Below are 20,318 nucleotides of genomic sequence, written 5' to 3'. Positions count from 1 at the left end.
TTGTTGAACAGAGGATGCCTGCGGCTTGAGGCAGTTGGTGGGGGCTCTGCCCCCACACCCCCGGGATATTTTTAGCCAGATGAAGAGGGGATCCCGGGTTTACAGATCAAGTTCTGTGCACAGGGTTTCGATGACTGATTCCAAAGCATCTGACTGCGTGTTTACGCAGGATTGGGCCGCATCTTGGGCTGACTGTAGGGTGGTCTGATCTGACAGCCATTGAGCTACGATCTCGCAAAGATCGGCGGCGGTACGGACTTCGATTGCGCCGCCGGTTCCAATCAGCGGGGCAAAGGTTTCGGCGAAGTTGAAGTAACCCGGGCCGGTGATGACTGCCGCTCCGGCCTGGGCCGGCTCAAACGGGTTGTGGCCTCCGATCTCTTTCAGAGAGCCACCGAGGAACACAATTGGACAGAGCGCGTACCATGTTCCGGTCTCTCCCAATGTGTCGGCAACATAGACTTGGGTGGTTTCATCGATCTTTTCGTTCCTGGACCGAAATGAAGCCGTAACATTGGCTTTTTCGATCAGAGTGGCGACTTCGTCCCGGCGCTCGGGGTGGCGCGGTATCAGCAGCAAAAGCAGGTCAGGCCATCGTTCCAGCAACGACTTATGCGCCTGTAAGACGATGTCTTCTTCGCCCGCGTGGGTCGAGCTGGCGATCCAGATGGGGCGATCCGCGACTTGTGCCTTGATGTCCTTGAGCGTGTGTTGATCCACAGGCAAGGGGTCCGACATTGCCTTGAGATTTGTACCGGGTTGCACGCGCTCGGGCGGGGCGCCGATGTCGATCAGATTGGACGCGGTATTCTCGTTCTGGGTCAGGAACAGCCGAAAGCGGGACAGAATAAAGCGCGCGGTGTCCGGACGTTTTTTCCAGCCGGCGACTGATTTGTCTGAAAGGCGCGCGTTCAGAAGCGCCAGCGGTATGTTTCGTTGATCGCTTTCCACGATCAGTTGTGGCCAGATCTCGCTTTCCACGAAAATGCCTGCGTCTGGCTGCCAATGGTCGAGGAATCGCTTCACAGGATCCGATGTGTCCAGTGGTGGGTATTGATGCCGGGTCCGGGCGGGCAGGCGCTTTGCGATAATGGCAGCTGAAGTCGGGGTGCCCGAAGTAATCAGAAACTCGGCATCGGGCAGGCGCTCAGCCAGCCGTTTGATCAGGCTGAGGACAGATAGGCTTTCGCCGACGCTGGCGGCGTGAAACCAGATCAGACGGCCATTGGGACGGGGTAGGCTGGCATGGCCAAGGCGCTCTTGTTGGCGTTCGACCGGAACGCCTGCGGCCTGCAACTTTTTCCGAACAGTCCTCCAGGCCAAAGGTGCGGCAAGGGATGTGAGGGCGCAGTACATACGGTACAGCGCCGTGGGGCGACCGTTGTGATCCGGCATATCAGCCGCCTGTATGGCTCATGTGGCGGCTCATCCGGCCATCGACTGCCTGACGGGAATAGTCGAAATCATGCCCTTTGGGTTTGAGATTGACGGCGGCGCGGATTGCGTCTTCCAGCGGCTGCTCGGTATCCGGATGATTGCGCAGCGGAGCGCGCAGATCGGCCATATCCTCTTGTCCGAGGCACATGTAAAGCTCGCCTGTGCAGGTCAGGCGGACGCGATTGCAGCTTTCACAGAAGTTATGCGACAGCGGTGTGATGAAACCAATTTTCTGACCTGTTTCCTCCAGCCGGACATAGCGGGCCGGGCCACCGGAGCGTTCGGCCAGATCGGTGACCCTATAGTGGTTTTCGTACTCTTTGCGCACATCCTTGAGGGACCAATACTGATCCAGACGGTCTTCGTTGCCGATATCGCCCATGGGCATGACCTCGATCCAGGTCAGGTCCATGTCACGCTCGGCACACCATTGTGTGATCTTCGGCAGTTCGGGTTCGTTGAACCCTTTCAGAGCAACTGCGTTGATCTTGATGCGCAGACCCGCCTTTTGCGCGGCGTCAATACCGTTCAGCACCTGTTTCAGGCGGCCCCAGCGCGTCACCTTGGCGAATTTGTCGTCGTCCAGCGTATCCAGCGAGATGTTCACCCGCCGCACACCAGCGGCATACAGGTCGTCCGCGAAGCGGTGCAGTTGCGAGCCGTTCGTCGTCAGCGTCAATTCCTTCAGCGCGCCGCTATCCAGATGGCGGGTCATCGCATTGAAAAAAGTCATGATATTGCGGCGCACAAGGGGCTCGCCCCCCGTGATACGCAGTTTCTCGACGCCCATTTTCACGAAGGTCGAGCACATCCGGTCCAATTCTTCCAGCGTCAGCAGGTCTTTCTTGGGCAGAAAGGTCATGTTCTCGGACATGCAATACACGCAGCGGAAATCGCAGCGGTCCGTGACGGAGACGCGGAGATAGGTGATGGCGCGGGCAAACGGGTCGATAAGCGGAGCTGTCATGGCGTAATAGGTAAAGCCGGAACCTGCCCGCGACAAGGGCGAACTGCGCTTTGCGCTGGAACAGATGAGCGCAGGCCTGTAGGTTTCGCGCATGAAGAAAATACTTGTTTTATTATGTGTGCTGACGGCCGGATGCGACGCAATACGGTCGACGACGGACCGCGTGTTCGGCGGAGGCGACGCGCCTGCGCAGACGGCGTCTGACACCGAAGCTGTGACTGAAGTGGCCGAAGAGGTGCTGCAACCCGAACCCGTTTCCACGCGTCCCAGCTGGACCGGAGCGAAAACAACCATTGCAGGGCTTGGCGATCCGACCACTCCGGGGCGCTGGATGCAGACACCGCTGGTGGACAGTGAAGTGACGGCACGGGTCGTCGTGCCCAAAACCGGAGCGCAGGCCTACATCACGCTCGTTCCGGCCTCTGGCCCTGAAAGTGGCGGTAGCCGCATGTCGCTGGACGCCATGCGGGCCTTGTTGGTGCCCTTTGATGAGTTGGTTGAAATTGAGGTCTATGCCGACTGATTTTTCAGATATTTGCCTGCTTCACGGCGGGCAAAGGGCTTCATTGCGTCGCCGTGCTTATCCAGAAACGCGATGACGCGATCCGGGTCGTGTTTGGAAAGCTCACGCAGCCACCAGGCGATGGACTTCTGAATGAACCAGTCGCGGTCCGGAACATAACCGGCGGCCCATCCAAGGATACGGTCACGGCGCTGAACGTCGTCAGGTTTGGGATGGTTCTGCTTTGTCCAGGGCAGGGTCGCGACCATGGCCGCGCGCCTAGTCCACATATGGTCCGATTGGGTCCAGTGCTCAACTTCGTCCAATCGATCAGGATCGGCTGAAAGCCGCTTTTGCATCGCCATGCAGGCATGATCGGCAACCGCCCAGGCATCGAAATCCGGTAGCCAGCTTTGCAGTAACGTCCAGACCGCGTCGTCAGGGCGGATACGCGCCTGGGTCAGAAGTTTGGCGGCAGCAAGGCGGCCTTCGTGAAAGTTGGTCTGCCAAAGGGCGTCTGCCAGAGCGACACGCGCGGGAACATCCAGCTCTTGCCGCCACGCTTTGGTCAGGTCGTTCAGAACCGGGTTCCCAACACCCAGATAGGGGCGATCCACCTTGTGATATGTCGCCATCTGAGCCGCACGATCCGGATCGGCATGGGCTTTGATTTGATCAAGAAAATCAGTCAGCATTTTAATCAGACAGGAACGCCTGTTGGCTTTCCATCAATCGTTTTCCCGTTCTTCTCCACCCAATAAGAACGGATTTCTTCATCTGATTTTCCATCCACCCATTTTTGCATTGTGTTACGGTCGGACTGGAATTCCATGAAAGGCACGGCATAGCCGCATGAGGTCTGCACCAAGTCGATGGACTGGTCATAGATCTGTCGTGCACTGCGGTGATTGGGGAACAGATCGGCAAGTTCGTCCCAGCCCTCATCCCCGACATGCAGGCAACGAGCCGTGCCATAAGTGCGCAGAATCATTGGGCGTGTGGTGAAGGAACACCACATTAGGGTCATCCTGTTGACTTGTAAAAGATGACCCGCCGTTTCATTGCCGCTACCTGTCAGGTTCATCCAGACAATGCGGTTTGGCCCCAATACCCGCAGCGAATCCATTCCCTTGGGGGAGATATTGACCCGTCCCTCAGCCCCTGCCGAACCGACGAAGAACATGTGTTGATCTTCGATGAATTTTTGATGGGCGTCTTCCAGCTGTGGAAACTGTTTGGACATGGGTTACTCCACTGTGACCGACTTGGCCAGATTGCGCGGCTGATCCACATCAGTGCCTTTGGCAACGGCCGTGTGATAGGCCAGCAATTGCGCGGGAACCGAATAGAGGATCGGCGCAAGGCTGGTGTGAATATGCGGCATGCGGATGGTGCTCCAGACCCCGTCGCCGGCCTCGTCAATGCCGTCGTCATCCGAGACCAGGATCACCTTGCCCTTGCGCGCCATCACTTCCTGCATGTTCGACACGGTCTTGTCGAACACGGTGTCACGCGGGGCCATGACGACCACGGGCATGTGCTTGTCGATCAGGGCGATAGGTCCGTGTTTCAACTCGCCCGAAGCATAACCTTCGGCATGGATATAGCTGATTTCCTTGAGCTTCAGCGCGCCTTCCATGGCCAATGGATACATCAGGCCACGGCCCAGAAACAGAACATCCCGGGCCTCGGACAGACGCTGGGCGGCTTTGCGGATCGCCCGGTTCTGATCGAGTGCGGCGTTCAGAACCGTCGGCAACCCGCGCAGTGCGGCCGCGTGATCGGCGATTTCCTCATTCGTCAGCGTGCCCCGGTCGGCGGCGGCCTTCAAAGCCAGCATCAGCAGCACGCTGAGCTGGCAGGTAAACGCCTTGGTCGAGGCAACGCCGATTTCGACACCGGCATGGATCGGCAGGGCAATATCGCTTTCGCGCGCGATCGAGCTTTCGGGTACGTTGACGACCGAAACGATCTTATCCGCTTTACCCTCGCAATAACGCAGCGCGGCCAGCGTGTCGGCGGTTTCCCCCGATTGGCTGACAAACAGCGCCAATGTGCGGTCAGTGATCGGAGGTTCGCGATAGCGGAATTCGCTGGCGATATCGACTTCAACGGGCATCTTGGCCAGTTGCTCGAACCAGTATTTCGCGGTCAGGCAGGCGTAAAACGCCGTGCCGCAGGCCACCATGGTCAAACGGTCCAGCTTGGTGAAGTCCAGATCCGTGTCCGGAAGCACCACCTGGTCGCCACCGGTGGGCAGATAGGACCGGATCGCTTCGGCCACAACGATGGGCTGTTCGGCAATTTCCTTGGCCATAAAGTGCTTGTGCTCGCCCTTGTCGGCGCGCGCGTGATCCAGCTTGATCTTGCGCTTTTCACGGTTGGCAAGTTCACCGGCCTCATTGCGGATTTCCAGCGAGGTACGGGTCAGAACCGCGCGATCGCCTTCCTCAAGATACGTGATCTGGTTGGTAAGCGGAGCCAGCGCTATGGCGTCAGAGCCCACATACATCTCACCATCCCCATGACCTATGGCCAGCGGAGACCCCTTGCGGGCAGCAACGATCAAGTCGTCCTCACCGTCGAACAGAAACGCCAAAGCAAAGGCGCCTTCCAACTGGTCGATGGTTTTGAATGCAGCCTCAACCGGGGACAGGCCCGAATTGAGGTGATGTTCCGTCATCAAGGCGACTGTTTCGGTATCGGTCTCGGTCTGGAAATCGACGCCATATTCCGCCAGTTCGGCCCGCAGATCGCGATAGTTTTCGACGATGCCATTGTGAACGACTGCAACGGGGCCAGCCTTGTGCGGATGTGCATTGTTGACCGAAGGCGCGCCGTGGGTGGCCCAGCGGGTGTGGCCAATGCCGGATTTCCCGGGCAGCGGGTTATGCACCAATAGGTCGCTGAGATTGACCAACTTGCCGACGGCGCGCCGCCTGCCCAATGCACCGTCGTTTACGGTTGCAATCCCGGCACTGTCATAGCCGCGATACTCCAACCGTTTCAAAGCCTCTACCAGAATAGGGGCGGCCTCGTGCTGCCCCAAAACACCTACAATTCCACACATATCTCAGGCCTCTTTATCGCGGCGAGCCTTTTTCGCCTTCAACATATCAAACAATTTACGCGCATATCCGGGCTTGTTTTCCTGCTTGGCTCGGGCCACGGCCAGCGCGTCAGGTTCCACATTCCTGGTCACGACTGTGCCCGTCGCTGTCATTGCGCCATCACCCACGGTTACGGGGGCCACAAGCATGGTGTTCGACCCGATAAAAACACTCTCACCGATGGTGGTCTTGTGCTTCATCACGCCGTCATAGTTGCAGGTGATCGTGCCCGCGCCGATATTTGTCGCAGCACCCACTGACGCGTCACCAATATAGCTGAGGTGGTTCACCTTCGCGCCTTCGGCAATGTCGGCATTCTTGATTTCGACGAAATTGCCGACCCGCGTGTTTTCGGCAAGTTCTGCACCAGGGCGCAGTCGGGCGTAGGGGCCGATGATGGCACCGCGGCTGACGTGGCAGCCCTCAAGATGTGAAAACGCCCGGATGGTCGCGCCGCTTTCGACGGTGACGCCAGGGCCGAAAACGACGTTAGGTTCGACAACGGTATCGCGCCCGATGATGGTATCGGCAGACAGGTATACGGTTTCGGGAGCCATCAGTGTGACGCCCAAATCCAACAGTTCCGCACGGGCGCGCGCCTGAAACTCGGCGTCGGCAGCGGCCAGATCGGTTCGGGAGTCCACACCCAGAGTCTCGGCTTCGTCGCATTTGATAGCTGTTGCCGACAGACCGCGAGCGTTGGCGATCCCGACGATTTCGGTGAGGTAGTATTCACCCGAAGCGTTCTCATTCCCAACCTGATCAATCAAATCAAACAGCAGTCGCGCATCACAAGCCAAAAGGCCGCTGTTGGTGAAGCGGATGGCTCGTTGCTCTTCAGTGGCATCCTTGTATTCAACGATCTCTATCAAACGGTCGCCATCCATGATTAGACGACCGTATCGAGGCTGAACTTCCGCGATGTCGAAACCCAACATTACCAGATCAAACGAGGCCCGAGCGTCTATCATACGCCGCAGAGTATCGGGTTCGATAAACGGTGTATCACCATACAGCACAATCACGTCGCCCTTGAACCCGGCCAATGCATCTTTCGCCTGCGCGACGGCATGCGCTGTACCCAACTGTTCTTCCTGACGGACAACAACAGCGGCTTCATCTTCGATCCAGGCGGCCTTCTCCACAGCTTCGGCACCATGCCCTGCCACGATAACGGTCCGTTCGGGGGACAGGCTAGCTGCCGCCCGCATTGCGTGGACAAGCATCGGGGCTTGAGCGATGGGGTGCAGGACTTTGGGAAGATCCGAATTCATCCTGGTGCCTTTTCCGGCGGCGAGGATGACAAGGGAAGTGCTCATGAAATCGTTTTCTCTTTGTGTTTTGTTGCCGACCGTTTTATCCGCTGAGGTCAAAGGCGCAAGCCGTTCGGCCATCAAACAAGATTGCCGATTGAAACAGGACACGGCGAAAACCTGCCGAACAAGGAGGCTCAATGCGCACAGTCATTTTCGATCTGGACGGCACTTTGGCGGATACATCGGGCGATTTGCTGGCCGCGGCGAACCATTGTTTTCGCGAAATGGGGCATGGCGATGTGCTGGTCCACGGGCCAGATTCCGGTATAGCGTTGCGTGGCGGACGCATGATGTTGACCCATGGGCTAAAGCGCGTTGGAGCCTATGATGAAGATACCGTCCACGCCTACTATCCGGTTCTGCTTGAGGCGTATGCGCAGGATATCGACACCCACACCAGTTTCTATCCTGGTGCGTTGCAGGCGGTGGAGATGCTGAGCAATGCGGGTTACGGGATTGGCATTTGCACCAACAAACCGGAACATCTGGCCGAATTGTTGCTGACGCGCATGGGGGTGCGGGACCGTTTTGCCTCGCTGGTCGGGGCGGATACGCTTCCGGTGCGCAAGCCTGACCCGGCCCCGTTGCGCGAAGCTGCGCGGCGCGCCGGTGGTGATCCGGATTGGTGCGTGCTAATCGGAGACTCTGACACAGACCGCAATACCGCCAAAGCGGCGGGGGTCCCTTCGGTTCTGGTGACCTTTGGGCCATCGGGGGATGATATGGCGGCTTTGGAGCCCGAGGCCCTGCTGCATCACTTTGACGATTTACCCGGCCTCGTGCCCGATCTGATCGGTGCGGCAGCCTGAGACCTTGACCGGACAGTTTCGGAGCCCCAGAACTAGACCATGACCGAAGTATTCTCTGGCAATTTCACGCAGCAAGAACCCCTTCCGGAAGACGCGATTGAGGCGGCGCTGGCCGTTCTGCGCCATGGGCGGCTGCATCGCTATAATGTGGCCCCTGGCGAATTGGGGGAAACGGCCCTGTTGGAGCAGGAATTTGCGGCGCAGATGGGGGCAAAATACTGTCTGGCGGTGTCCTCTGGCGGTTATGCGCTGGCTACGGCTTTGCGAGCTGTTGGGGTCCAGCCCGGCGACCCGGTTCTGACCAATGCGTTCACGCTGGCCCCCGTGCCGGGGTCGATTGCTTCGGTCGGGGGGCGGGCGATCTTTGTTGGTGTTACGGAAAATCTGACCATCGATCTTGATGACCTCGAGAGCAAGCTGGATCAGTCGCGTGTGCTGATGCTCAGCCACATGCGGGGGCATCTTTGCGACATGGACCGGTTGATGCAGATGTGTGACGCGGCCGGAGTGATCGTGATCGAGGATTGCGCTCATACGATGGGCGCGGCCTGGCGCGGTCAGTTGTCGGGGCGGCAGGGCGCGATCGGATGTTATTCCTGTCAGACCTACAAGCATGTGAACTCGGGCGAGGGTGGTTTGTTGGTCACCGATGACGAGGAACTGGCGGCCAAGGCCACAATGCTGTCGGGTTCATACATGCTGTATGAACGCCATCTGGCCGCGCCGGGGCCCGAGGTGTTTGAGCGGATCAAATACACCACTCCGAACGTTTCTGGCCGAATGGACAACTTGCGCGCGGCGATCCTGCGCCCACAGTTGCGGGATCTGGACCGGCAGGTGCAACGGTGGAACGAACGCTATCGCGAGATCGAGACCGGATTGCGCGATACTCCGGGCTTGACGATTGTTGAACGGCCAGAGGAGGAAATCTATGTCGGGTCTTCGATCCAGTTCTTGCTGCTGGATTGGTCGGCCGAGCGGATCGCCGACGTCATCAGCCGTTGCGCGGCACGAGGCGTCGAACTGAAATGGTTCGGTGGGGCAGAGCCGACGGGGTTCACGTCGCGCTATGACAGCTGGCGGTATTTCGAAAGCGAGCGGATGCCTGACAGTGACCGGGTTCTGGCAGGCGTCATGGATATGCGCGTGCCTTTGACGTTTTCACTGGAGGATTGCCGTTTGATCGCCCGGATCATCCGGGCCGAGGTGGGCGCGGTCTATCAGTCGTAATCATGCGGAGTGCGCCTACGGCGCACGCTCGATCCTTTGAAGCGCCGCCCCGCAGAGGCGGCGTTTTCCGTTTTCGGGAGGGCAGTCACAAATATTGACCGACAAAAGATTCGCTGTTAGATATTTATTGAACACTTGTTCATTAACGCGGAGGGAAGACGCAGATGTTCATGGCCACGATGAAGTTCGATCTGGGTGAAGACGTGAATGCCCTGCGCGAGATGGTGCATCGCTGGGCACAAGAGCGGGTTAAGCCGATGGCGGCTGAGATCGATGCGACAAATTCCTTTCCGAACGAGCTGTGGAAAGAGATGGGAGAGCTTGGGCTGCTGGGTGTCACCGTGCCTGAAGAATATGGCGGTGCAGGTATGTCCTATCTGGCACACACAATCGCTGTTGAGGAAGTTGCACGTGCCTCCGCCTCGGTCTCTTTGTCTTACGGGGCGCATTCAAACCTGTGCGTGAACCAGATCAAGCTGAACGGCAATGATGAGCAGAAGCAGAAATACCTGCCGCGCCTGATTTCAGGAGAGCATGTTGGCGCGCTGGCCATGTCGGAACCTTCGGCCGGGTCGGATGTGGTTTCGATGAAACTGCGTGCTGAAAAGCGGAACGATCACTACCGTTTGAACGGGAACAAATACTGGATCACCAACGGGCCGGATGCGGATACTCTGGTCGTCTACGCCAAAACGGACCCGGATGCGGGGTCAAAAGGGATCACGGCCTTTCTGATCGAAAAGGAAATGAAAGGATTTTCGACCTCGCCCCATTTCGACAAGCTGGGGATGCGCGGGTCGAACACGGCTGAACTGATCTTTGAAGATGTCGAGGTGCCGTTCGAGAACGTGTTGGGGGAAGAGGGCAAGGGCGTGGCCGTGCTCATGTCCGGGCTGGATTATGAACGCGTGGTTCTGGCCGGGATTGGTACCGGCATCATGGCCGCCTGTCTGGACGAAGTGATGCCCTATCTGGCCGAGCGCAAACAGTTCGGCAAGCCCATCGGCAGCTTCCAGTTGATGCAGGGCAAGATCGCCGACATGTACACCGCAATGAACTCGGCGAGGGCCTATGTCTACGAGGTCGCCAAAGCGTGCGACCGGGGGGATGTGACCCGGCAGGATGCTGCGGCGTGCTGCCTTTATGCGTCGGAACAGGCGATGGTGCAGGCGCATCAGGCGGTTCAGGCGCTGGGCGGGGCCGGGTTCCTGTCGGATGCACCGGTCAGCCGGATTTTCCGTGACGCCAAGCTGATGGAGATCGGTGCAGGCACCAGTGAAATCCGCCGGATGCTGATCGGGCGTGAACTGATGAATGAAATGCTCTGAAGAAAAACGCCCCGCAGACGAGGTAACTGCGGGGCGCTATGGCTATGGGATCAGAACTGATGGACGTAGGAAACACCGACCAGCCAGGGATCGATTTCCGCGGTGCCGATTGGGTTGCCGTTCAGCGAGACGTCCGAGTCGATATCGAACCAGCGTACGTTCAGACGGATTGCGCCTTTTTCGGTGACCATGTAGTCCAGACCGGCCTGCAGCGCGAGGCCGACAGAGTTGTCGACGTCGAGGTTACCCAGCGCGGACTGCTCATCGAAGAAGATCGTGTAGTTCACACCGGCGCCGACATAAGGCTTCCAGGCGCTGTTGGTCGGGAAGTGATAGTTCAGCGACAGGGTGGGCGGCAGGTGCTTGACCGTGGCCGCGTCCGTACCGCCGAGGGCGATGGTGTGTTTGAACGGGGTCGCGGCCAGAAGTTCGATACCCAGGTTGTCGCGCACAAAGTATTCTGCGGTGAAAATCGGGCGGGTGTCTGCGTCGATCGTCGCAGCCGCGCCAGCCAGCGTACCGTTGTTGGATTTCGGGTCCAAGTAACCAACGCCGATGCCGAGCGTCCAGTCCCCTTGCGACTGGGCCAGGGCCGGGGCAGCCAGAGCGACCAATGCGGTAGACAGTGTCAAAGCGGCGAGTTTCTTTGTCATATTCTTGCCTTTGGTTATGTTGATGTCCGTGGTTTCGCAAAGGCGGCATCCGGCAACCCTGATCTGCATCAAATTCACGCGAGGAATTCACGTGAAGTCACGTTGCGAAACATCAGGAAAACAAGGGGAATTCGCGGTGCCAAACGCTGAGCGCATACCGGGTTTGCGCCCAGAGGGAGCCTGGGACATACCGGACCGGCTGAACATGGCGCAGCAGTGTCTGAACCATCCAGGTGATCAGGTCGCGCTTATTGATCTGACCGGATCGGACCGGCGGTGTGTAAGCTATGGGCAGTTGTCGCAAATGACCGACGATATCGCCCGCGCGCTGCTGCGTCGCGTGCAGCCCGGGGATCGCATTGGGGTTTTGCTGAGCCAGTCGCCTTGGTGCGCGGCGGCGCATTTGGCGATCTGGAAGATTGGCGCGATATCGGTGCCTCTGTTCAAATTGTTCAAGCAGGATGCGCTGCGGTCGCGGGTTGGAGATGCGGGCGTTCAGATCGTTCTGACCGATGCTGAAGGGGCTGATATGCTGGGTGATCTGGCTGAGCCTCTGATTGCATCCGAAATTGGCGAGGAAGGCCCGGATCTGCCTTTTGCAGCGACCAGGCCGGAAGACCCGGCTGTTCTGATCTACACCTCGGGCACCACCGGTAGCCCGAAAGGTGCGCTTCACGGTCATCGGGTTCTGACCGGGCATTTGCCGGGTGTCTCGATCAGCCACAATCATCTGCGCGAAGGTGACTGCCTGTGGACCCCGGCGGATTGGGCCTGGATCGGCGGATTGTTCGACGTGCTGATGCCGGGTCTTGCGCTGGGCATCCCGGTCGTCGCGGCGCGGCTTGAGAAGTTCACCCCCGAAGCCTGCGCCGAAGTGATCGCACGCGCAGGGGTGCGGAACGTGTTCTTCCCGCCAACCGCACTGCGGATGCTCAAGGCGGCGGATCAGACGATCCCCGGTTTGCGCTCGGTCGCGTCCGGGGGTGAGCCGTTGGGGGCCGAGATGCTGGCCTGGGGACAGAAGGCGTTTGGTCTGACGATCAACGAGTTCTACGGCCAGACCGAATGCAACATGGTCGTGTCTTCCTGTGCCGAGAACTTCCCGGTGCAGCCCGGTTGTATCGGCAAACCGGTGCCGGGGCATGAGGTTTCGGTGATCGACGACGCGGGCACCCCGACTGACGAAGAAGGCGATGTGGCCGTCCGGCGCGGCTCGGCCTCGATGCTGCTGGAATACTGGAACCGGCCCGGGGCCACGGCTGAGAAGTTCCGGGGTGATTGGTTGATCACCGGAGACCGTGGCGTGTGGGAAGGCGACTACTTGCGCTTTGTCGGTCGTGATGATGACGTGATCACCTCGGCGGGCTACCGCATCGGCCCGGCTGAGATCGAGGATTGTCTGCTGACCCACCCGGCGGTGGCGACGGTAGGCGTGGTCGGCAAACCCGATCCGCTGCGGACCGAGATCGTCAAGGCCTACGTGGTGCTGAAGCCGGGAGCCGAGGCTGCGGAGCGGGAATTGCAGGATTGGGTCAAGGACCGTCTGGCGCATTATTCGTATCCGCGCGAGGTGGCGTTTCTGGAGGAACTGCCGATGACGGTGACGGGGAAGGTGATCCGGAAAGAATTGAAAGCGCGGGCGGCGGGGGAGGTAAGTCAGTGAAAGCAATTGTGAAGACATTGCTATTAGCAGTGTTAGGGATTGTACAGATACCTAGCGTGCCGGCTGCCAAGGAGGTCAATCTCAGCATCGGTTCCCTTCTGCAATTCTGTTCAGACAATATTCCCAATACTGAATTGGCGATTGTTATGGACGGTGAGTGCGTTAGCCACGTTCGCAAAATGTGTGAATATGCATTCGACCTTGCAAGGGACGAATATTGTCTTGTTGAGGTCACTGCTTGGATGCGGCGTGATGCTGACATCCGCTGGCAGCGACTTCCTGAAGAGCAAAAGCTAGGTTTCGAAAGCCTTCCTACAGCAAAAGAACTCGTTGAAAGCGAAATTGGTTTTGGGCCTGTTTCGTCGCTGCCTGACTGTAGGAAGATTGACGCCGGGGATGTCTCAGAAGAGGCAGTATGCTCTTACGCTGATGCTTTGGCAGGTTGGCGCGCATCGAGAATAATTGAACGATCCTGGTTATCCGAAACTGAGAGTACTGAATAGAGGCGTTATGAAACTCATATCCAAAGCCATGCCCGCCTCTGAGGGCTTCAAAGCAAACCGCGAGGCCCATCTGGACGCGCTGGCGCAAATCTCGGAGGCCGCTGAAGCGGCCCGTATGGGCGGGGGTGAAAAATCCCGCGCGCGGCATGAATCCCGAGGCAAGATGTTGCCCCGGCGACGGGTGGCGAACCTGCTGGACCCGGGGTCTCCGTTCCTTGAAATCGGGGCGACGGCGGCGCATGGGATGTATGGCGATGCCGCGCCCTGTGCCGGGGTCATCGCGGGCATTGGCCGGGTGCAGGGGCGCGAGGTTATGGTGGTGTGCAACGATGCCACCGTGAAGGGCGGCACCTATTATCCGATGACGGTCAAGAAACACCTCCGCGCGCAGGAGATTGCCGAGGAAAATCATCTGCCCTGCATCTATCTGGTCGACAGCGGAGGTGCGAACCTGCCCAATCAGGATGAGGTCTTTCCCGACCGCGACCACTTTGGCCGCATCTTTTTTAATCAGGCGCGGATGAGCGCGAAGGGGATCGCTCAGATCGCTGTGGTGATGGGGTCTTGCACGGCGGGCGGGGCTTATGTTCCGGCCATGTCGGACGTGACGATCATCGTGAAAGAGCAGGGGACGATCTTTCTGGCCGGGCCGCCTCTGGTCAAGGCGGCGACGGGTGAGGTCGTCAGTTCCGAAGACCTGGGTGGTGGCGACGTACATGCGCGTCTTTCAGGCGTGGCGGATTATTTGGCCGAAGATGACGCTCACGCACTGGCTCTCGCGCGGCGCGCGGTCGGGTCGTTAGGCGGTGCCGGGCTGAAGCCCGGCCTACAGTTTGAAGCGCCCGAGGAGCCTGCATACGATCCCGAAGAGATTCTGGGCGTTGTTCCTGCTGATTTGCGCACGCCCTATGACATCCGTGAAGTGATTGCGCGTCTGGTCGACGGCTCGCGGTTCGATGAGTTCAAGCCGCGCTTTGGCGAGACGCTGGTGACCGGTTTTGCCCATGTCAAAGGCTGTCCGGTGGGGATCATCGCCAATAACGGTGTGCTGTTTTCCGAGGCCGCGCAGAAGGGCGCGCATTTTGTCGAGTTGTGTTCACAGCGCAAAACACCGCTGGTTTTCCTGCAGAACATCACCGGTTTCATGGTTGGTCGGAAATACGAAAACGAAGGCATCGCGCGGCATGGTGCCAAGATGGTGACGGCAGTGGCGACGACCTCGGTGCCCAAGATCACCATGCTGGTGGGCGGGTCCTTCGGGGCCGGGAACTATGGCATGGCCGGTCGCGCCTATCAGCCGCGCTTCCTGTGGACTTGGCCGAATTCACGCATTTCCGTGATGGGCGGAGAGCAGGCGGCGGGCGTTCTGGCCACCGTCAAACGCGACGGGATCGAGCGGCAGGGCGGCACGTGGTCGGCCGAGGAAGAGGCAGAATTCAAACGCCCGACGCTGGAAATGTTCGAGGAACAATCGCACCCTCTCTATGCTTCGGCCCGGTTATGGGATGATGGCATCATCGACCCGCGCAAAAGCCGCGATGTTCTGGCCTTGTCGCTGAGCGCCGCGCTGAATGCGCCGATTGAAGAGACACGCTTTGGCGTGTTCAGGATGTGACAAATGAAACCTGAAGAGACGCAATCAGCCGAGATAACTGCTTTGCAAGGTTCGTTGACCAATGACAAAGCCGTCGACATTTGGCTCAGTCACAACGAACTGAGGTGGCGAGTTGTACTGTCCACTCCAATCTTTAGCGCAACAATATTGGTAGGCTGGTACACGCTTCGTCAATCCGGCGCGCTGATCCCATCTCTTGGTGTTCTCTTAATCGGTGTTCTGGCGATGTTCTTTTATTTACATCTTGTAGCTCGGTTAGCCGACTATTCAGGCGCTTACTATAATTCAGTGAATGGTAAGCCACCTATTCCGAAGCCCAAATTCAATACCAGTGCAGCAACGCTAGCGAATTTTGTTCCTGTTTTGCTGGGAGCAGTCTTCTTGATCCTGTTTTGTCATGATTTATGGGCTGGTTGGGAAGGACTACATGCCGAATTTCTGAGGGGAGGCAACTAATTGTTCAACAAAATCCTGATTGCCAACCGGGGCGAAATCGCCTGCCGTGTCATGGAAACCGCTCAGAAGATGGGTGTGTCTTGTGTTGCGGTGTATTCAGATGCTGATGCCGCGGCCAAGCATGTGCAGATGGCGGATGAGGCGGTGCATATCGGCGGTGCTGCCCCAGCGGAAAGTTACCTGAAGGGCGACGTGATCATTCAGGCTGCGCTGGACGCGGGCGCGCAGGCGATCCATCCGGGCTATGGGTTTCTGTCTGAGAATCCGGATTTCGTGGATGCGATTCAGGCTGCAGGGCTGACCTTTATAGGGCCGTCGGCGGATGCGATCCGCAAGATGGGCCTCAAGGATGCGGCCAAGGTGCTGATGGAGCAGGCTGGCGTGCCAGTGGTGCCCGGCTATCACGGTGACAATCAGGACCCCGAGCATCTGGCGGGGGCCGCAGACACCATCGGTTATCCCGTTTTGATCAAGGCGGTTGCGGGTGGCGGCGGCAAGGGGATGCGTCTTGTCCAACGCGCGGAGGATTTCGGAGCGGCTTTGGACAGCGCGCGCGGTGAGGCGAAGACCGCGTTCGGCAATGACGCTGTACTGGTCGAGAAATTCGTCGCCAAGCCCCGGCATATCGAGGTTCAGGTGTTCGGTGATGGCACCCATGCGGTGCATCTGTTCGAACGCGATTGTTCACTGCAGCGCCGGCACCAGAAGGTCATTGAAGAAGCACCAGCCCCTGGCATGACGCTGGAAATGCGCGAGGCGATGGGGCAGGCGGGCGTGCGCGCCGCTGAGGCGATCGGCTATAAAGGCGCGGGGACGGTTGAATTCATCGTCGATGCGTCGGACGGACTGCGCCCGGACAGGTTCTGGTTCATGGAGATGAACACGCGCCTGCAGGTCGAACACCCGGTAACAGAGGCCATCACCAGTGTTGATCTGGTCGAATGGCAGCTGCGTGTGGCAGCGGGCGAGAGCCTTCCGAAACAACAAAGTGATTTGTCGATCAACGGGCATGCGTTTGAGGCACGGCTTTATGCGGAAGACGTGCCGAAAGGGTTCTTGCCCGCGACGGGAACGCTGACTCATCTGGCTTTCTCGGCCAATTGCCGCGCCGACAGTGGCGTGCGGGCCGGGGATACGATCAGCCCGTGGTATGATCCGATGATTGCCAAGGTGGTGGTGCATGGATCGACCCGCGCCGTCGCGCTTGAGACGTTGAACCGGGTGCTACAGCAGACTGAAGTGGCGGGTACCGTGACGAATTTGGCGTTTCTTGGGGCGTTGACCCGACATCAGGGCTTTGCCTCAGGCGATGTGGATACAGGCCTGATCGGGCGTGATCTTGAGGCATTGGTGTACCAGCCCGGGCCTTCAGCCACAGCCGCTGTCGCCGCTGCGATGACCGCGCTGAACCTTGTTGATATCGCGCCTGAAACGGGGTTTTCGCTATGGGCCCCATTGCACCGGGCGGTGCAGCTGTTGGATCAGGGCGAGGTTTTGGATCTGGATGTGCAGGTCGACGGGGCGAACCGCCAGATTTGGCAAATTGGTGAGGATCGCTTCGTGGCCGAACGGGTCTCGGGGCGCTGGTCGCTGAACGGCGCGCCGATGCCACGGGTCGCGGTCAGCGGTGCGACACTGACGGTGTTCTTGGATTATGGCCGCAGTTTCGATCTGATCGACCCGTTGGACCGGGATACCAGCGCCACCGGCGACACCAACGTGATCGAGGCGCCAATGCCGGGTCTGGTCAAAGCGGTCTTTGCATCCGCAGGGCAGGCCGTGCAGGAGGGCGACCGATTGGCCATTCTTGAGGCGATGAAAATGGAGCATTCTCTGCTGGCGGCGCGCGACGGCGTGGTAGCCGAGGTGCTGGTGGCAGACGGCTCACAGGTTGAAGCCGGTGCAGCGCTGGTGAGGTTGGAAGAAGAGTGACCTGTACCCGTGCCGCACGACGTGGCACGGTTGGGCTAACAGTATTTGGAACGAAAAAAAGCCGGGAGGGGCTCTTGCATGGGTGATCTGGTCGAAATCTACGAAGTTGGACCGCGCGATGGGCTGCAGAACGAAAAGAGAGAGATACCAGTTGCCGACAAGATTGCACTGATCGACCGCCTTAGTCAGGCCGGGTTCCGCCGGATCGAAGTCGCAAGCTTTGTCTCTCCGAAATGGGTGCCTCAGATGGCGGGTTCGGGACAGGTTCTGGGTGGGATTACGCGCGCGAATGGGGTGCGTTATGCTGCTCTTACGCCGAATATGCACGGATACGGAGATGCGCTGGCGGCCAAAGCGGATGAGATTGCGGTGTTTGCCTCGGCCTCAGAGGGTTTTTCCAAGGCCAATATCAACGCCTCGATCGAAGAGTCGATTGAACGCTTCACTCCAATCCTTGAAGCCGCGCGCCATATCGACTTGCCGGTTCGTGGCTATGTCTCATGCGTGACGGATTGCCCGTATGACGGGCCGACCCCGCCCGAGAAAGTGGCAGAGGTCGCGGACAAGCTGTTTGCGCTGGGCTGTTACGAAGTCTCGCTGGGTGACACGATCGGGCAAGGTACGCCTGACAAAGTTGCGCATATGCTTCTGGCGGTGCGCGAACGGGTGCCGGTGACGCGGCTGGCGGGGCATTTCCATGACACCAACGGGCGTGCAATCGACAATATCGATGCGGCCCTTGCGCTGGGCGTGCGCGTGTTCGACGCCGCCGTGGGCGGATTGGGCGGTTGCCCCTATGCGCCGGGTGCTGCGGGCAATGTCGCGACCGAGGCCGTTGTCGCCCACTTGCAGCGATTGGGGTATGAAACGGGTCTGGACATCGATGTGGTGGAAGAGGCCGCGCAGGTGGCAAGGGCGCTAAGGGGCTGACATGTTTGAAACAATTACGGTTTCGACAGATGCGCGGGGTGTTGCGACACTGACCCTGAACCGGTCGGAAAAGCACAACGCAATGTCGGGCCAAATGATCACAGAATTGACCGAGGCTGCGTCGCAGTTGGGGCAGGACGATGGGGTACGCGTGGTTGTTCTGGCAGCTGCTGGAAAGAGCTTTTGTGCCGGTGGTGATCTGGGGTGGATGCAGGACCAGATGGCCGCTGACAAAGCCACACGTTTCGTCGAGGCGCGCAAGCTGGCCGAAATGTTGCAGGCGCTGAACATGATGCCCAAGCCTTTGATCGGGGCGCTGCAAGGCAATGCCTTTGGCGGTGGCGTGGGAATGGCTGCCGTTTGCGACGTCGCGATTGGAGTCGACAATCTGAAGATGGGGTTGACCGAGACGCGGTTGGGGCTGATCCCGGCAACAATAGGCCCTTATGTCATTGCCCGAATGGGTGAAGCGCGCGCGCGGCGGGTCTTCATGTCAGCCCGATTGTTCGATGCTGCTGAGGCTGTTGATCTGGGATTGCTGGCGAAAACAGTTCCGGCAGATCAGCTTTCAAAAGCGGTAGAGGACGAAATTCAGCCCTATCTGTCATGTGCGCCGGGGGCGGTCGCCTCTGCCAAGGCGCTGGTTCAGTCCTTGGGGCCGCGCATTGACGACCACGTGATCGACCAGACCATAGGCGAACTGGTCGAGCGCTGGGAAACCGACGAGGCGCGCGAAGGGATTGCGGCGTTTTTCGACAAACGAAAACCCACATGGAATATGTAGGTTTTACAAGGCTCCATTGGACCTTGGCGAGAATCCCCACTGCGATTCTATGACGCGCTGTCAAGCGCAGGTTTGATCGCGAAGGGGGTTGAGTTCGGTTGACCCTCTGACCCCGCGGGGATAGAGAATGTCCAGTCAACACGCCAATTGACGGCGCACCCGGATCGGGGCATGCGCAGGAAAGGAGCTATTCGTGGAAGACCTGCTGCGGGAGTACCTCCCGATTCTGGTGTTTCTGGCCGTTGCCGTAGGCCTTGGAATCGTCCTGATTCTTGCCGCCGTGGTGCTGGCTGTCCGCAATCCCGACCCTGAAAAGGTCAGCGCATATGAATGTGGTTTCAATGCGTTCGACGATGCGCGGATGAAATTCGACGTCCGATTCTATCTGGTGTCGATCCTGTTCATCATCTTCGATCTGGAAATCGCCTTCCTGTTCCCGTGGGCCGTCGGGTTCAAGGACATCAGCGACGTCGGGTTCTGGTCCATGATGGTGTTCCTGGCGGTGCTGACCATCGGCTTTGCCTATGAATGGAAGAAGGGGGCCTTGGAATGGGAGTGATGACGGGCGCAAACACCGCCGGCGTCGACAAGGAAGTCGCCACCCAGGCCCTGAATGCCGAGTTGCAGGACAAAGGGTTCCTGCTGACCTCGACCGAGGACATCATCAACTGGGCCCGCACCGGGTCGCTGCACTGGATGACATTCGGTCTGGCATGCTGCGCGGTTGAGATGATGCATACCTCCATGCCGCGTTACGATGCGGAACGGTTTGGCATCGCGCCACGCGCCTCCCCGCGTCAGTCCGATGTGATGATTGTGGCTGGAACGCTGACCAACAAGATGGCGCCCGCGCTGCGCAAGGTTTACGATCAGATGCCCGAGCCACGCTATGTGATCTCGATGGGGTCCTGCGCCAATGGAGGTGGTTATTACCACTATTCCTATTCGGTTGTGCGCGGTTGTGACCGCGTTGTGCCGGTGGATATCTACGTCCCCGGCTGCCCTCCGACGGCTGAGGCGTTGTTGTATGGTCTGATGCAGCTGCAACGCAAAATCCGCCGCACCGGCACCATCGTACGCTGA

The 20,318-nt window shown here is 58.9% G+C and carries 20 protein-coding genes; 13 read left to right on the top strand and 7 right to left on the bottom strand.

The features are described 5' to 3' along the window. Nucleotides 1-99: 99 nt before the first annotated feature. Together ACR0LF_RS05375 and moaA are read right to left on the bottom strand one after the other, a co-directional pair. Nucleotides 100-1,395, bottom strand: a complete 1,296-nt coding sequence (locus ACR0LF_RS05375; RefSeq protein WP_480576055.1) for a 3-deoxy-D-manno-octulosonic acid transferase — start codon at nucleotides 1,393-1,395, stop codon at nucleotides 100-102. Nucleotide 1,396: 1 nt separating this feature from the next. Then, on the bottom strand, nucleotides 1,397-2,404 hold the full coding sequence (moaA, locus tag ACR0LF_RS05370) for a GTP 3',8-cyclase MoaA (RefSeq protein ID WP_480576197.1): 1,008 nt from the start codon (nucleotides 2,402-2,404) through the stop codon (nucleotides 1,397-1,399). A 91-nt stretch (nucleotides 2,405-2,495) separates the two neighbouring features. On the opposite strand from moaA, the gene ACR0LF_RS05365 reads away from it, so the two are divergent. Further along, entirely contained in the window at nucleotides 2,496-2,927 is a 432-nt protein-coding gene (locus ACR0LF_RS05365) for a hypothetical protein (protein ID WP_480576052.1), read from the top strand. On the opposite strand, the gene ACR0LF_RS05360 is transcribed toward ACR0LF_RS05365, so the two are convergent. Genes ACR0LF_RS05360 through glmU form a run of 4 tightly spaced genes read right to left on the bottom strand, consistent with a single transcriptional unit; the run spans nucleotide 2,915 to nucleotide 7,335 of the window. Continuing rightward, the gene (locus ACR0LF_RS05360) at nucleotides 2,915-3,601 is read right to left on the bottom strand and encodes a DNA alkylation repair protein (protein ID WP_480576049.1); all 687 of its coding nucleotides are present in this window, start codon (nucleotides 3,599-3,601) and stop codon (nucleotides 2,915-2,917) included. The genes ACR0LF_RS05365 and ACR0LF_RS05360 overlap by 13 nt on opposite strands. A 5-nt stretch (nucleotides 3,602-3,606) precedes the next feature. Beyond that, complete coding sequence (locus tag ACR0LF_RS05355) at nucleotides 3,607-4,149, bottom strand: pyridoxamine 5'-phosphate oxidase family protein (protein ID WP_480576046.1); 543 nt, start codon at nucleotides 4,147-4,149, stop codon at nucleotides 3,607-3,609. A 3-nt stretch (nucleotides 4,150-4,152) separates the two neighbouring features. After that, nucleotides 4,153-5,976, bottom strand: coding sequence for a glutamine--fructose-6-phosphate transaminase (isomerizing) (glmS, locus tag ACR0LF_RS05350; protein ID WP_480576043.1), 1,824 nt, complete (start codon nucleotides 5,974-5,976; stop codon nucleotides 4,153-4,155). A 3-nt stretch (nucleotides 5,977-5,979) separates the two neighbouring features. Further along, nucleotides 5,980-7,335 (bottom strand): bifunctional UDP-N-acetylglucosamine diphosphorylase/glucosamine-1-phosphate N-acetyltransferase GlmU, encoded by a 1,356-nt coding sequence (gene glmU, locus ACR0LF_RS05345; RefSeq protein WP_480576040.1) that lies wholly within the window; start codon nucleotides 7,333-7,335, stop codon nucleotides 5,980-5,982. A gap of 134 nt (nucleotides 7,336-7,469) precedes the next feature. Between glmU and ACR0LF_RS05340 the strand changes: the two genes are divergently transcribed. The 3 genes from ACR0LF_RS05340 to ACR0LF_RS05330 all read left to right on the top strand — a co-directional run bounded on the left by ACR0LF_RS05340 (nucleotide 7,470) and on the right by ACR0LF_RS05330 (nucleotide 10,699). Beyond that, nucleotides 7,470-8,141 (top strand): HAD-IA family hydrolase, encoded by a 672-nt coding sequence (locus ACR0LF_RS05340; RefSeq protein WP_480576037.1) that lies wholly within the window; start codon nucleotides 7,470-7,472, stop codon nucleotides 8,139-8,141. A 39-nt stretch (nucleotides 8,142-8,180) separates the two neighbouring features. After that, a complete protein-coding gene (locus ACR0LF_RS05335; RefSeq protein WP_480576034.1) occupies nucleotides 8,181-9,371 on the top strand; it encodes a DegT/DnrJ/EryC1/StrS family aminotransferase in 1,191 nt (396 codons plus the stop codon). Nucleotides 9,372-9,535: 164 nt separating this feature from the next. Beyond that, on the top strand, nucleotides 9,536-10,699 hold the full coding sequence (locus tag ACR0LF_RS05330) for an isovaleryl-CoA dehydrogenase (protein WP_480576031.1): 1,164 nt from the start codon (nucleotides 9,536-9,538) through the stop codon (nucleotides 10,697-10,699). Between the two features lie 50 nt (nucleotides 10,700-10,749). Here the strand turns inward: ACR0LF_RS05330 and ACR0LF_RS05325 are convergent, their stop codons facing one another. Next, complete coding sequence (locus tag ACR0LF_RS05325; protein WP_480576029.1) at nucleotides 10,750-11,352, bottom strand: OmpW/AlkL family protein; 603 nt, start codon at nucleotides 11,350-11,352, stop codon at nucleotides 10,750-10,752. Between the two features lie 136 nt (nucleotides 11,353-11,488). Here ACR0LF_RS05325 and ACR0LF_RS05320 point away from each other — a divergent pair, with 136 nt between their 5' ends. From ACR0LF_RS05320 to ACR0LF_RS05280, 9 genes are all read left to right on the top strand, one after another. Next, a complete protein-coding gene (locus ACR0LF_RS05320) occupies nucleotides 11,489-13,015 on the top strand; it encodes an AMP-binding protein (protein ID WP_480576026.1) in 1,527 nt (508 codons plus the stop codon). Then, nucleotides 13,012-13,518, top strand: coding sequence for a hypothetical protein (locus tag ACR0LF_RS05315; RefSeq protein WP_480576023.1), 507 nt, complete (start codon nucleotides 13,012-13,014; stop codon nucleotides 13,516-13,518). The genes ACR0LF_RS05320 and ACR0LF_RS05315 overlap by 4 nt, the downstream gene beginning before the upstream one ends. A gap of 7 nt (nucleotides 13,519-13,525) precedes the next feature. Next, nucleotides 13,526-15,133, top strand: a complete 1,608-nt coding sequence (locus ACR0LF_RS05310) for a carboxyl transferase domain-containing protein (protein ID WP_480576020.1) — start codon at nucleotides 13,526-13,528, stop codon at nucleotides 15,131-15,133. 3 nt (nucleotides 15,134-15,136) lie between these two features. Then, nucleotides 15,137-15,589 carry a hypothetical protein gene (locus tag ACR0LF_RS05305; protein ID WP_480576017.1) on the top strand — a complete coding sequence of 151 codons (453 nt, stop codon included), beginning with the start codon at nucleotides 15,137-15,139 and terminating at the stop codon, nucleotides 15,587-15,589. Then, entirely contained in the window at nucleotides 15,590-17,521 is a 1,932-nt protein-coding gene (locus ACR0LF_RS05300) for an acetyl/propionyl/methylcrotonyl-CoA carboxylase subunit alpha (RefSeq protein ID WP_480576014.1), read from the top strand. A 78-nt stretch (nucleotides 17,522-17,599) separates the two neighbouring features. Next, nucleotides 17,600-18,451: a hydroxymethylglutaryl-CoA lyase gene (locus tag ACR0LF_RS05295; RefSeq protein ID WP_480576011.1), complete on the top strand. Its 852-nt coding sequence runs from the start codon at nucleotides 17,600-17,602 to the stop codon at nucleotides 18,449-18,451. 1 nt (nucleotide 18,452) lies between these two features. Further along, nucleotides 18,453-19,235 (top strand): crotonase/enoyl-CoA hydratase family protein, encoded by a 783-nt coding sequence (locus ACR0LF_RS05290; protein WP_480576008.1) that lies wholly within the window; start codon nucleotides 18,453-18,455, stop codon nucleotides 19,233-19,235. Between the two features lie 193 nt (nucleotides 19,236-19,428). Beyond that, complete coding sequence (locus tag ACR0LF_RS05285) at nucleotides 19,429-19,794, top strand: NADH-quinone oxidoreductase subunit A (protein WP_170325678.1); 366 nt, start codon at nucleotides 19,429-19,431, stop codon at nucleotides 19,792-19,794. Then, nucleotides 19,785-20,318, top strand: coding sequence for a NuoB/complex I 20 kDa subunit family protein (locus ACR0LF_RS05280; protein WP_010442777.1), 534 nt, complete (start codon nucleotides 19,785-19,787; stop codon nucleotides 20,316-20,318). The genes ACR0LF_RS05285 and ACR0LF_RS05280 overlap by 10 nt, the downstream gene beginning before the upstream one ends.

Source organism: Ruegeria sp. E8, assembly GCF_056533985.1.
Note: the sequence above shows the minus strand (reverse complement) of the source record. Positions and strands in the feature narration are given on the sequence as shown.

Excerpts from the sequence above, each read along its gene's own strand:
- ACR0LF_RS05375 (WP_480576055.1), bottom strand. The coding sequence starts at position 1,395 with ATGCCGGATCACAACGGTCGCCCCACGGCGCTGTACCGTATGTACTGC.
- moaA (WP_480576197.1), bottom strand. The coding sequence starts at position 2,404 with ATGACAGCTCCGCTTATCGACCCGTTTGCCCGCGCCATCACCTATCTC.
- ACR0LF_RS05365 (WP_480576052.1), top strand. The coding sequence starts at position 2,496 with ATGAAGAAAATACTTGTTTTATTATGTGTGCTGACGGCCGGATGCGAC.
- ACR0LF_RS05360 (WP_480576049.1), bottom strand. The coding sequence starts at position 3,601 with ATGCTGACTGATTTTCTTGATCAAATCAAAGCCCATGCCGATCCGGAT.
- ACR0LF_RS05355 (WP_480576046.1), bottom strand. The coding sequence starts at position 4,149 with ATGTCCAAACAGTTTCCACAGCTGGAAGACGCCCATCAAAAATTCATC.
- glmS (WP_480576043.1), bottom strand. The coding sequence starts at position 5,976 with ATGTGTGGAATTGTAGGTGTTTTGGGGCAGCACGAGGCCGCCCCTATT.
- glmU (WP_480576040.1), bottom strand. The coding sequence starts at position 7,335 with ATGAGCACTTCCCTTGTCATCCTCGCCGCCGGAAAAGGCACCAGGATG.
- ACR0LF_RS05340 (WP_480576037.1), top strand. The coding sequence starts at position 7,470 with ATGCGCACAGTCATTTTCGATCTGGACGGCACTTTGGCGGATACATCG.
- ACR0LF_RS05335 (WP_480576034.1), top strand. The coding sequence starts at position 8,181 with ATGACCGAAGTATTCTCTGGCAATTTCACGCAGCAAGAACCCCTTCCG.
- ACR0LF_RS05330 (WP_480576031.1), top strand. The coding sequence starts at position 9,536 with ATGTTCATGGCCACGATGAAGTTCGATCTGGGTGAAGACGTGAATGCC.
- ACR0LF_RS05325 (WP_480576029.1), bottom strand. The coding sequence starts at position 11,352 with ATGACAAAGAAACTCGCCGCTTTGACACTGTCTACCGCATTGGTCGCT.
- ACR0LF_RS05310 (WP_480576020.1), top strand. The coding sequence starts at position 13,526 with ATGAAACTCATATCCAAAGCCATGCCCGCCTCTGAGGGCTTCAAAGCA.
- ACR0LF_RS05305 (WP_480576017.1), top strand. The coding sequence starts at position 15,137 with ATGAAACCTGAAGAGACGCAATCAGCCGAGATAACTGCTTTGCAAGGT.
- ACR0LF_RS05295 (WP_480576011.1), top strand. The coding sequence starts at position 17,600 with ATGGGTGATCTGGTCGAAATCTACGAAGTTGGACCGCGCGATGGGCTG.
- ACR0LF_RS05290 (WP_480576008.1), top strand. The coding sequence starts at position 18,453 with ATGTTTGAAACAATTACGGTTTCGACAGATGCGCGGGGTGTTGCGACA.
- ACR0LF_RS05280 (WP_010442777.1), top strand. The coding sequence starts at position 19,785 with ATGGGAGTGATGACGGGCGCAAACACCGCCGGCGTCGACAAGGAAGTC.